This is a genomic window from Stieleria magnilauensis, from assembly GCA_007753675.1.
Classification (GTDB): domain Bacteria; phylum Planctomycetota; class Planctomycetia; order Pirellulales; family Pirellulaceae; genus Stieleria; species Stieleria magnilauensis.
The window spans coordinates 9,031,001-9,043,407 of record CP036432.1 but is presented as its reverse complement, the minus strand read 5'-3'; the positions used below and the strand labels follow the sequence as shown (position 1 = coordinate 9,043,407).

The window sequence follows — 12,407 nt, the reverse complement described above, 5'->3', positions numbered from 1 at the left end:
ATCGACGCCCCATAATAGTCCATTCATTTCGCTAGGAAATCTTCGATGTCATCCGTTGCTTCGGGCGCCGCCACCGCGGTGCCGCGTAAGAAGTACGTGCGCGCCGTTGGGCCACGTCTTCGGAAGTTGCTGTACTTTATTTTTGTTCTTGTTGCCCTGCTCTTCGCCAACTCCGGCTATCTAGCCATCGTCACGTTTTTGGAGTGGTTGCGCGAAGAAACTTACCAGGATTTCTATTACCAATACATGTTCCTGGCCCATCTGGTGCTGGGGCTGATCTTGATCTTGCCGCTGGTGATTTTTGGGTTCGTCCACCTTTGGAACACCAAGGATCGCCGCAATCGACGGGCCGTGCGGATCGGCTATGCCTTGTTTGCCGTCAGCTTGTTGATTCTTGCAACCGGGCTATTGCTGGTGCGGATCGGCGGGTTTGATCTCAAGCAACCCGTCGCCCGCAGCACCGTGTATTGGTTGCACGTGGCATGCCCGTTGGCAGTCGTTTGGCTGTACTGGTTGCATCGGCTGGCCGGACCACGGATCAAATGGCGGATCGGAATGACGTTTGCCGGCGTCGCCGGTGTCGCGATCGCGGCGATGGTGGTGTTGCAAATGCAAGACCCGCGACAGTGGAATGCCGTCGGTCCCGAATCGGGAACACAGTACTTTGAACCTTCGTTGGCTCGGACGGCCAGCGGCAACTTCATCCCCGCCGACGCGTTGATGAACGATCAGTATTGTTTGAAGTGCCATGCCGACATTCACAAGGACTGGAGCGACAGCGTTCACCGTTTCAGTTCCTTCAATAACGCACCGTATTTCGCCAGTGTGAGTGAGACGCGGGAGGTTTCGCTGGCGCGAGACGGATCGGTCCAGGCGTCCCGATGGTGCGCCGGCTGTCACGACCCGGTGCCGTTTTTCTCGGGCGCGTTTGACGACCCGAATTTCGACATGTTGGAACACAAGACCGCCAGTGCCGGGATCACCTGCACGGCCTGTCACGCGATCACGAACGTCAACAGCGTGCGTGGCAATGCGGACTACACGATCGAAGAACCGCTGCATTACCCCTTTGCCAATAGCGACAATGCGGCATTGCAGTGGATCAACAAACAGCTGGTCAAAGCCAAACCCTCGTTTCACAAGAAGACGTTTCTAAAACCATTCCACAAGACGGCTGAGTTTTGTTCGACGTGCCACAAGGTGCACTTGCCCGAAGCGCTCAATCACTACAAGGAATTTTTGCGTGGCCAAAACCACTACGATCCCTATTTGTTTAGTGGCGTCTCCGGACACGGGGCTCGAAGCTTCTATTACCCGCCCAAGGCCGTGGACAACTGCAGCAAATGTCACATGCCGCTGGTCGCCTCGGATGACTTTGGCGCGAAGCTGTTTGATGACGCGACGGAGCTGAGTGTCCATGATCACCTGTTCCCGTCGGCCAACACCGGGATCGCTTGGTTGCGTGACCGCGACGAGATCATCACCGCGCACCAGGAGTATTTGCAGGACGTGATGCGGGTCGACATTTTCGGGATCCGCGAAGGAGGCCAAATCGATGGAAAGCTAATCGCCCCGCTGCGTCCCGAGGTTCCGGCGTTGAAACCGGGCGAAACCTATTTGCTGGAAACGGTGATCCGAACGTTAAAGCTCGGGCATCTCTTCTCGCAGGGCACGGTCGATTCCAACGAGATCTGGTTGGACGTGACGGTGACCAGCGGCGATCGAGTGATCGGACGTAGCGGAGCGATCAACCCACAGAATCACAACGAAGTGGATCCCTGGTCGCACTTTGTCAACGTGTTCATGTTGGACAAGGACGGCAACCGAATCGATCGGCGAAATCCGCAGAACATTTTTACGCCCTTGTACAACCACCAGATCCCGCCGGGCGCGGGCCAGACGGTGCACTATGGGCTGACGATTCCGAAAGATGTCACCGCGCCGATCCGCGTCGAGTTGAAACTGCAGTACCGCAAGTTTGATCAGCGGTACATGGATTTTGTGGCGAAGAAGAATGAGCAGTTTGGACGGATCATTCGGGGGCACCAACCGGGTCAGGATTACACCAACGAGTTGCCGATCACCACGATGGCGGTGGACTCGATTGTCTTCCCCGTCGAAGGCGTTGATCAGGACGTGGAAAATGCACCGCGAGAGATTCCTGTCTGGCAACGTTGGAACGACTATGGGATCGGTTTGTTGTTAAAAGGCAAAGCGGAACTGCGTCAGGCCGAAGAGGCGTTCACCGAAGTGGAAAAGCTGGACCGTTATGACGGTCCAATGAACCTGGCCCGCGTGCTGAATCTGGAAGGGCGTTTGGATGAAGCCGTCGAAGCCCTCAACCGGGCCGACCGTTATCGTGACACCGAGGGATTCCCGCGTTGGACGTGGGCGTGGTTGTCCGGTGTGGTCAATTCGCAGCAGGGCCGACTCGTCGAAGCCGAACAGAATCTGCGGAGCGTGTTAGAGGACAACACCGAGGACATGCGACGTCGCGGATTTGATTTCAGCTTGGACATTGAAGTCATCAACGCGCTCGGTCGGACGCTGTTCGACTTGGGGGTGGTGCGTGAGCGTCAGGGTCGCGAAGACGAGAGTCGGCGTTATTTCGATGAGGCCGTGCAACGCTACAAGAAAACCCTGCAAATCGACCCCGAAAACGTCACCGCGCACCACAACCTACAGTTGTTGCACGAGACGTTCGGTGACACGGAGAACGCAACCCTGCATCGCAAGTTGCATCTGCGGTACAAACCGGATGACAACGCGACGGGCCGTGCCATTCGGTTGGCCCGTGAAAAGTATCCCGCGGCGAATCACGCTGCCGAAGCGGTCGTGATCTACCCACTCGATCGCAGTCTCAACCAACCCGAATCCGATGAAACGAAAGCGATTACCCGTCAAGAAGAAAAGGAGGCGACCGATGTCCAATCAACAGGCGCCTGAGGTCGAACCGAAAGAAGTGGAGCGTGAGGAAGAGGAGGTGCTCCGCGACGATGCCGAGATCGGCCGAGCGCTGCGAAGGTCCTTGTTGGCTTTGGTGGCGCTGCTCGTGGTCGGGGGGACTCTTGCGTTTTACTTGTCACGTCCCGAGGCCGCACCACCGGTACGCGAATCCGAATTGGCCAAAGTCAGCATTCGTGAGTTGCCCGACGTGCAAGTGCCGACGTTGAAGTTCACTGACATCACGGCGGAGGCAGGAATTGATTTTGTGCACAACAACGGAGCCGTCGGTGACAAGTTGTTGCCCGAGACGATGGGCGGCGGCATGGCGATCTTTGATTACGACAACGACGGCGATCAAGACATCTTGTTCGTCAATAGCAAGGACTGGCCCTGGGATCCGCCCAGCGGTCGCACCCAAACCTCGGTGTTGTATCGCAACAACGGCGACCGGTTCGTCGATGTCAGCGAAGCGTCCGGTTTGAATTTGTCCGACTATGCGATGGGTGTCGCGGTCGGCGATTATGACAACGATGATCATGTCGATGTGTTGATCACCGGCATCGGTCAAAACCATCTGTTTCGAAACCTCGGCGACGGCCGATTCGAAGACGTCACCGAAACGGCCGGTGTGGGCGGCGAGGCGGAACGGTGGAGCACCAGTGCCGGGTGGTTCGATTACGACAACGATGGCGATCTGGATCTGTTCGTCTGTAACTACGTTGGTTGGAGCCGGGAGTACGATCAGTCCCAGAATTTTCAACTCGTCGGTGGCGGACGGGCGTACGGGCGTCCGCAAAACTTTGAAGGCACGTATCCCTATCTGTATCGCAATGACGGTGACGGCACGTTCACCGATGTGTCCGAGCAGGCCGGGGTTCAGATTCAGAATCAGTCGACCGGAGTGCCGTTGTCCAAGTCGCTGGGGTTGGCGTTTTGTGACTTTGACACCAACGGAACCTTGGACGTGATCGTCGCCAACGATACCGTGCAGAACCTGTTGCTCAGCAACGACGGCGAAGGTCATTTCAGCGAAGTCGGAGCGCTGACCGGAATCGCGTTTGATTCCAGTGGTAACGCCCGCGGCGCGATGGGAATCGATGTCGCTTCGTTTCGCGGACGCAAGGCACTCGCCGTGGCCATCGGCAACTTTTCCAACGAGATGACGGCGCTGTACGTGACCAAGTTGGGACGGATGCAGTTTTACGACGAAGCCGTCTCGACCGGGTTGGGCCCGAGCACGCGTTTGTTGTTGACGTTCGGTTTGGTGTATCTGGATTGTGATCTGGACGGTCGATCGGACCTGTTCTGTGCCAACGGGCACTTGGAAGAGGACATCAACCGTGTGCAGCCGAGCCAGCATTACGAACAGCCGCCCCAATTGTTCTGGAACGCCGGCCCGGAGCACGGGACGGAGTTTTTGGCGATGAACGAGGCTCAGGTTGGCGAAGATTTGTTGCGGCCGATGCCTGGTCGTGGTGCCGCCTATGCCGACTTTGATCAAGACGGCGACTTGGATCTGTTGATCACCGCGACCGGGCGCGGTCCGCGTTTGTTGCGAAACGATCAACAGCTCGGCCATCATTGGTTGCGTTTGCGATTGAAAGGCGACGGACGGTATTGCAATCGCGACGCGATCGGTTCGTGGGTCGAATTGACGGTGGGCGATCAGATCATCCGTCAACAAGTGATGCCGACACGAAGCTATCTGTCGCAAGTCGAGTTGCCGCTCACGTTCGGCCTAGGCATGGCCGATCGAGTCGATCGCATCGTCGTCCAGTGGGCCGACGGACTGCGCCAGGAACTGCAGCCGTTGGCGGTCGATCGAAGCCACGTGATCGAGCGGCCGGTGTCAGAGGTGATCCCGTAGGCTGCGGTCGATGGTTGTGACCTGGGCGAGGGACGCGTATTCTGCGTTTCCCGCCGCGGTGGAACTCGTGAGGTTTTCCAGCGGTAGGAAATCACTCCCCTGCGGGACCGGAGGCTTCGCCGGGTCGGCACACGTTCGCGTTTAACCCCAATCAAGTCGATGGAAAACCAACAGGAACCGGGGCATTCGATCGACCCAGCCGTCGCCGGCGGCGAGCGACCGGTGGCGATGCGCGAGATCAACTACCGGCACAGTTCGAAATTCGTTCCGTTGCTCGAGCACCTCGGTTGTTCGTTACTCATTTCGACCTATGCGGCAGGCAAAGTCGTCAGCGTCGGAGCCTGTGACGGCCAGCTTCATTTGGGGTTTTCGAATTTTCAACAGGCGATGGGGATTGCACCGCCGAGGCAGGCGTCGGATGCGAACGGGGTGAAGACGTCATCGATTGCGGTCGGGGGGCCGAACGTGATTTGGTTTCTTCGCGATGGAGGATCGTTGGCGAGCCAAGTCGATCCGGCGGGGACCTATGACCGCGCCTACCTTGCCCGAGAATCGTTTGTAACGGGCAACATCCATGTGCATGAAATGCAGTGGGGAGCCGATGGCCAATTGTGGATCGTGAACACTCTGTTTTCGTGTCTCTCGACGTTGCACGAGGATTTTAATTTCGTTCCACGCTGGCAACCCCCGTTCATCACTGAGCTGGCGCCACAGGATCGTTGTCATCTCAACGGATTGGCGATGGAAGAGGGGCGGCCCAAGTATGTCAGCGCGTTGGGGACGAGTGATGTGGCGCGTGGCTGGCGTGAAAACAAGTCCGACGGCGGGGTGCTGATCGACGTGTCCAGTGGGCAGGTGGTCGCGGGCGGTTTCTGCATGCCCCATTCTCCGCGGTTGCATGGCGGAAAGGTGTTCATGCTTGACAGTGGTCGCGGAAGACTGGTCACGATCGATCCACACAGTGGCCAAGCCGAGGAGGTGGCGTCCTATCCGGGCTACGGGCGCGGGTTGGCGTTCCATGGCCGGTACGCCTTTGTGGGGATGAGTCGGGCGAGGGAGACATCGGTTTTCGGAGGCGTGCCGATTTGTCAGGATCGCGATGCGATGCGTTGTGGCATTGTTGTGATCGATTGGATGTCAGGGCAGAGTCTTGCGTTTCTGGAGTTTGAAAGTGGCGTGGAGGAGCTGTTTGATGTTCAGGTGATGCATGGCAGCAAGCGAACGGTCGTGTGCGGACCCTATCCGCGAGAGGATCAGCAGTTGCCCGTCTGGGTGGTCCCGCGTGGCGAGCAGGTCGATGCGATCCTGGGCGGTGCCGGTGGCGATTGCGTTCAAAGAAAACGGCCCTACTGAATTGTCTGATTTTGCGGCTTGGAACGTTTGGTTGGTTTATACTGCCACCCTTGTCCTTCGGTGAAGTCAGATCAAGTCGCCTTGGAGGCCGCATCGGCCGCTACCAACGTCGCCTTCTCTGGGGCCGTTTTCGGCTCAGCGTCAGCGCCGCAGCACGTCGGTGTTGATGGCTGCGGTTTGCTTCATCCTCGTCACGCTACACCTCTGTTGAGAAGCCCCTATGGATGGATTGCGATCGCGACAATCGGCAGTTTCGCGGTTCCCGTCGCGGACACGATTGTCTGGACCAAGCGATGCAAAACGGCAACGATCGCGTGTTCGTCGATCGCGTCGTCGGCGATTGGGGGCGGCGATCGAATCGCTGGAAAGCCGTCGTCTGTTGACGTTCGCGATTGACCTGTTCCAAGACATCAACATGCTCGGCGTGTCGTCGGGAATCGACGAGATGGTTTCGTTCGGCGATGAATCGTTTTTCGTCGCCGATGACGGCGTGCACGGAACTGAGCTTTGGAAAACCGACGGGACGGTCGACGGCACAGCGATGGTGAAAGACCTGTTGCCGGGGCCGGACACGTCATCGCCGGCGGAATTGACCGTGCTCGGAAACGAATTGTTTTTCACCGCATTGGATGAGGGCGGCGAAACCGATTTGTGGAAAAGCGACGGAACCGAAGCGGGGACGGTCAAGGTCTTTGATGCCGATGCGGTGGGCGTGTATTACTTGACCGACCTGACCGCGTCGGGATCAAAGCTGTTTTTCACGGCATACCAACCGGCGTTCGGGGGCCAACCGGCGACCGGATATGAGCTTTGGGCATACGACGGCACGTCGGGAGGCACCGCGTTGGTCAAAGACATCAATCCCGACCAACAGGTGATCGATCGTCCGCAGGAGTTGACCGACGTCAATGGCACGCTGTTCTTCACCAGTTACGACAACGGTTACTACAACCGTGAACTTTGGACGAGTGACGGGACCGCCGATGGGACGGTGATGGTGAAGGATCTGGGGATTGATCCAGGCACGGATCCCGGCACCGCCGACGATGATCCTACGGTCAGCTCCAATCCCACGTACTTGACCAGCCACAACGGGCTGTTGTTCTTTGCCGCCGAAGACTTTACCGATGGGGTAGAGCTTTACCGAAGCGATGGAACCGAGGCCGGAACGGTGCGGGTGTTTGATTTGAACCCGAACGGTTCGTCGTACCCCGAAGAGCTGACCTCGTTCGGGTCAGAGCTGTTTTTCGCGGCCACCGATGGAACCGGCGGACGTCATGTGTACAAATCCGACGGTGCCACGATCGCGTTAGTCGCCGACACGACGCGTGGACTCGGTTCATCCACGCCGTTTGAGTTTGAAGTGGTCGGTGATACGTTGTTCTTCGTCGCCAACGGGGCGGTGCCCGCAACGACGATTTCGGTGAGTTCGCCGACGATGACGGCAGACAATTCTCGCGTGGTCAACGGCAACTATGCGGGGATCGTCGCTGAGACGACGACGGCCTACGGTGGGACGTTGTCGGGGTTCAACGCATCAATCCAGTTCAACAGCACCGCGCAGGGGGGATCCAATGACAATCTGGGTTGGGTCTCGTCGAGCGCCCGCATCGGCGACCCGGGCGTCGGGCTGCAATCGATCGAAGTCGGTGACTTGTACGTCGAAGACATCGACAACAATGGTGAGTTGGCGGTCAACGCATGGGAATGGACGATTGCGGATTCCGCCGGTTTGACGAACCTCCGTTTTTCCGGATTCGCGTCGGGGAACGGATTGACGGAGGCGACGTCGGGAAGTGAAGAAGGATTGTTGTTCGAGTTGTTTCTTAACGGTAGCACGACCCCGGCAAACTCCACGACCGTCTCGGGCCCCGAGCTGGACAATTGGTACCTCGGTCGAGACGCCAACAATGTCAATTTGACCGACCCCGGCGGTGCGACGGTGACCACCGCAACGGTTCGATTGTCGTTCGGCAATTCGACGTTTCCAGGTTTCCCCAACGAGTCCACCGAAGCGTTTGTCGTCGGTGCGACGTTGTCGGCTGATCTAAGTGCCGGCACGGCACAATTGGTTGACGCCGGTCGTGAATTGCACAAGACCGATGGGACGACCGGTGGTACCGAGATCGTCAAAGACATTGTTCCGATGGGCAGTTCCAATCCGTTTCAATTGACCCAAGTCGGCGGCAAGTTATTCTTCGCCGCCGATGACGTCCTTGTCGACGGTTTGGAACTTTGGTGGTCCGATGGAACCGAAGAAGGCACGGTGCAAGTCATCGACTCGTTGCCGGGCAATGACCTATATGGTGCTCCGCTGGATGGTGCACCGAGGTTGTTCGGTGAACTGAATGGCAACTTGCTGTTTACGACAACCGATTTGGCACGCGACCGTGAATTGTGGATCACCGACGGCAATCCGTTGAACACCGAAACGCTGGTCAATCTGAATCCATCGACCGCTGACGCCGACGTCAGAGATCTGGTTCCATTCGGTACGGACATTTATTTCGTCGCCGATGACGGGCTCAACGGCGAAGCGATTTGGAAAGCGGATACCGTGGCCGGAACGGTTGAACTGTTCGAAGACATTTCTCCGTCAAGCACCGACCGGATCTCGACGCTGACGGTGTACAGCGCCCTGACCGAGCAAGTCGTTTTCTACAACAACTCGCTCGGCACCGAGGGAGGCGTTTATCTGACCGACCCGAATGGTCCGACGCGACAGTTGTCCGATCGGCGGCCCGTCCCGCTGGATGAAGACGGGACGGTGTTTGTGATTTCCAACGGGCTGATTTACTTCGTGGCCGATGACGGGGTCAGCGGAAACGAGTTGTGGAAAAGCGATGGCAGCGGTCCGGCCGAGAGGGTCTGGGACTTGATCCCGGGCTCGGTGGGAAGCAATCCGATGGAATTGACGGCGCTGGATAGTTTTCTTTACTTCTCTGCCGATACCTCCGCGGAGACGGTGACCGACGGCGTCGATCGCAAGGACATCGGCCGGGAGTTGTTCAGGACCGATGGGACGTCGGTCAGTTTGGTCCAAGACATCAATGCCGTCGTGGATCCGAATGATTTGAATCGCACGTTTGATTCATCACCCGAGGAGTTGACGGTGGTGGGGACCGAGTTGTTCTTCACCGCAGACAACGGGATCAACGGGCGAGAGTTATGGCGGAGGGATAGCTTGGGGAACACCGCGATCGTTGCGGACATTCGCAGCGGAGGCAACAGCTCGGATCCGGTTGGCTTGACCGAGGTCAACGGGATGCTTTACTTCTCGGCCAACAACGGATCTGACGGATTCGAACCCTACCGTTCCGACGGCACCGGCGGTGGCACCAGCCAGATCGCCAACATCAATTCGGGCGGCGGATCGAGCGACGCCTCCGGTTTCTTTTCCGCACTCGGAGAGGTTTACTTTGCCGCCGATGATGGAACCGTCGGGGAGGAATTGTGGAAGACCAGCGGCGTGGCCGGCAACGCGACGTTGGTGTCCGACATTCAACCCGGCGGCGGCAGCGAGCCGGTGCCGCTGTACGACACCGGCAAACGATTGCTGTTCAGTGCAGCCGGTACCACCAACAACGACCGCGAGCTGTGGGCGACCGATGGAAGCGACGCCCTGACGTTGTTGGTGGAAGATCTGTATCCGCCGGAGTTCTTTGGCAGCCATCCGGACGAGATCGTCCAGATCGGCGGCAAGTTGTATTTCGTCGCCGAGAACGGACCTTTCGGACGCGAAATGTTTGTACTCGAGGAAGTCTCACCGTCGGTGATCGACTTACTGGTCGGCGGTGATTCCGGTGCGCCGGTTGAGGAGTCGCAGCGTTCGACAGTGGATCAAGTGACGGTGGTGTTTGACGGCAACGTCGACGTACCGGCCTCGGCGGTTCAGCTGATCAATCGTGACACGCAAACGCAGCTGACGTCGTTGATCGTCGACCGTCGTTTCGAATCGGGACAGACGTTTGTCGAAATCACGTTCGGCAGTGGGCCGTCGGTGGTCGATCGAGACCCGGGTGGAACGACGGGGCTACGAAACTCATTGGCCGACGGCAATTATCAACTGACCTTGCTCGCCGCCCAGATCACGTCGCCGATCAGCGGAGCCGTGATGGCCGGGAACTACGACCACGGAGCTGTCGCGGCGGATCGATTTTTTCGGCACTATGGTGATACCGATGGCGACCGCGATGTTGATGGCCAAGACTACGGACGGTTCGGGTTGTCGTTCTTGCAGACGATGGGTGTGTCGGCGTTTGATGAATCGCTCGATTATGACGGCGATGGTGATGTTGACGGCCAGGACTACGGACGGTTTGGTCAACAGTTCTTGAAAACGTTGAGTTTCCAATGAGCGTGAGGCTTTCAGTGTTTTCGCAACGATGCAATCACAAGACTAACGGGTTTGCTCGTGATCAGCGCGGCCGATCGATTGAATTTGGAAACTCGGTTTAGCTGATGGCGCGCGATCGTGGTTGCGCCGGAGGAGAGTTTCGTCGTGAGCATCCGATGGGCGATACACCGTTGATTTCTGCTGAGTCGATTTGATGCAGTTCGCATTTCAGCGTACGGCATACCGCCAGATCCAACCGGGTTTCGAGAGCGCATCGTCGCCGTCATCCAGCAACCGCGCACAGAATAAATCCCCCTCACCCCCGATTCCTGACTCGCTTAGGCTCGTCAGGAATCGGGGGAGAGGAGAGCCATGGTGTTTAATTTTCGCTTCTCGATTGAGCGGTATTGGGCTCGCGCCCTGCCGCTAAAACCTCGTCAAATACGGGCAGATACATGCTTCACAGCGTGACGCTCCGGCGACGGAACGAGCTTGGATAAAACGCCGGCACGGCAGTAGCGGCGAGCTAGAGTTCAGCACGCCACACTTCCCCTCTCGCCGCCGCCGACGACGATGTTCTGCCGCTCGATCACGAACCCCCAACAACGACCGGACTTGATCCGCCGCTGGCGGTGTGGACGCATCGTGATGCAAGCGGGCAAGCTGGTGCGGATCGAGCGACGCTGGATCTGCGGCAGCGTTTCGATGGCGCAGGTCTGGTGGCAGAGTCGTTACGGGCGGCCCGACGATGATCTGTGTTGGCTGGATTATCACCAGCCGTTGGGGATGCCGTCGTTTTTGACGCTGGACTATGTTCGCAGTGGCCGCCGTGCCGGTTACCGGTCGTTCGTCGGTGCCTGCCACGTGTTGCACGAAATCGCACGGTTGCGGGGCGCGTCGGCGATCGTCGCCCATGTCTCCAACGGTTCGATCTCGGACCGATTCTTGGAACGCATGGGATGGGAGCGACATCTGCAGCACTGGTCGGGACGGCACTGGATCCGACGCTTTTACGACGGCTATCCGCAGGCGGGGGTCGAGCGGTATCTTGCCTAGTGCTCCGTCGACTTTGAATTGTGTCGCGGAAAAGGGGTCAGGTACCAAAAATGCGAAGCACCCGTTGGGCCTTTTGGTTTTTGGTGCCTGACCCCTTTTCCGTTCTGCCCCCTTTTCCGCTCGTCGTTGCCCCGAGTGGTTTCTGCCCCGCCCTGCCCTGTCCCGCATGAATTTTCTCTCCCACGCGATACCCTATCTGGATCATCCGCTGGTCGCGGTCAGTACCGGTGTGCCGGATTTTCTGAGCGTGGTGGACCGCAAGATTCGCGCCCGAGAGCGGATGGCGATGGCGGCGCTCGGTTCGGACGACGATGCGGTGCGGGACGTCGCGACCGGGATTCTGCATCACATTCGTGACGATCGCTGGTTTCATAACACGACGGTGTTCGTCGAGTCCAATTTGCAATTAGCCGTGGGACTGCGAGATTTGTTGCCCGGTGATCGCGGATTTCGCCCGATGTTCGTCGGGCACATTCTGATCGAGATCTTGTTGGATGCGTTTTGGATCCGCGATCGACCCGAGCTGATCGAGCGATATTATCAACTGGTTGATGACACGTCGCCGGAATTGATTCAGCGGTGCGTCAATCAGATCACCGGAAAACCGACCGACCGATTGGGCGGCGCGATCCGTCGCTACGCCGAAGCCCGGTTTTTGTACGACTACGTGGATCACCGCCGGTTGTTGATGCGGCTCAATCAGGTGATGCGCCGTGTCGGTTTGGCCGAATTGCCGGATTCGGTTCTGCCCTGGCTCCAAGAAGCCAGCGAGTTGGTAGAATTCCGGCGTGTTCGATTCCTGACTCCGCCCGACGGATCGACTCTTTTTCCACCCATTCCCTAGGATGA

Annotated in this window: 7 protein-coding genes; all 7 read left to right on the top strand. The window is 58.2% G+C overall.

Annotated elements, in window-relative coordinates; translation table 11 throughout:
* Positions 1 to 45: 45 nt before the first annotated feature.
* The 7 genes from TBK1r_RS32530 (at position 46) to TBK1r_RS32505 (ending at position 12,402) form a co-directional block, all read left to right on the top strand.
* On the top strand, positions 46 to 2,946 hold the full coding sequence (locus TBK1r_RS32530) for a multiheme c-type cytochrome (RefSeq protein WP_145219673.1): 2,901 nt from the start codon (positions 46 to 48) through the stop codon (positions 2,944 to 2,946).
* A complete protein-coding gene (locus tag TBK1r_RS32525; protein WP_145219671.1) occupies positions 2,924 to 4,813 on the top strand; it encodes a CRTAC1 family protein in 1,890 nt (629 codons plus the stop codon). Before TBK1r_RS32530 ends, TBK1r_RS32525 begins: the two co-directional genes overlap by 23 nt.
* A 159-nt stretch (positions 4,814 to 4,972) precedes the next feature.
* A complete protein-coding gene (locus TBK1r_RS32520; RefSeq protein ID WP_419580617.1) occupies positions 4,973 to 6,166 on the top strand; it encodes a TIGR03032 family protein in 1,194 nt (397 codons plus the stop codon).
* Between the two features lie 224 nt (positions 6,167 to 6,390).
* Complete coding sequence (locus tag TBK1r_RS39285; protein ID WP_419580616.1) at positions 6,391 to 6,549, top strand: hypothetical protein; 159 nt, start codon at positions 6,391 to 6,393, stop codon at positions 6,547 to 6,549.
* Complete coding sequence (locus tag TBK1r_RS32515) at positions 6,546 to 10,523, top strand: ELWxxDGT repeat protein (RefSeq protein ID WP_419580615.1); 3,978 nt, start codon at positions 6,546 to 6,548, stop codon at positions 10,521 to 10,523. Before TBK1r_RS39285 ends, TBK1r_RS32515 begins: the two co-directional genes overlap by 4 nt.
* Positions 10,524 to 11,075: 552 nt before the next feature.
* A complete protein-coding gene (locus tag TBK1r_RS32510) occupies positions 11,076 to 11,558 on the top strand; it encodes a hypothetical protein (RefSeq protein ID WP_145219667.1) in 483 nt (160 codons plus the stop codon).
* A gap of 166 nt (positions 11,559 to 11,724) precedes the next feature.
* Positions 11,725 to 12,402 (top strand): hypothetical protein, encoded by a 678-nt coding sequence (locus tag TBK1r_RS32505; protein WP_145219665.1) that lies wholly within the window; start codon positions 11,725 to 11,727, stop codon positions 12,400 to 12,402.
* The last annotated feature ends 5 nt before the right edge of the window (positions 12,403 to 12,407 follow it).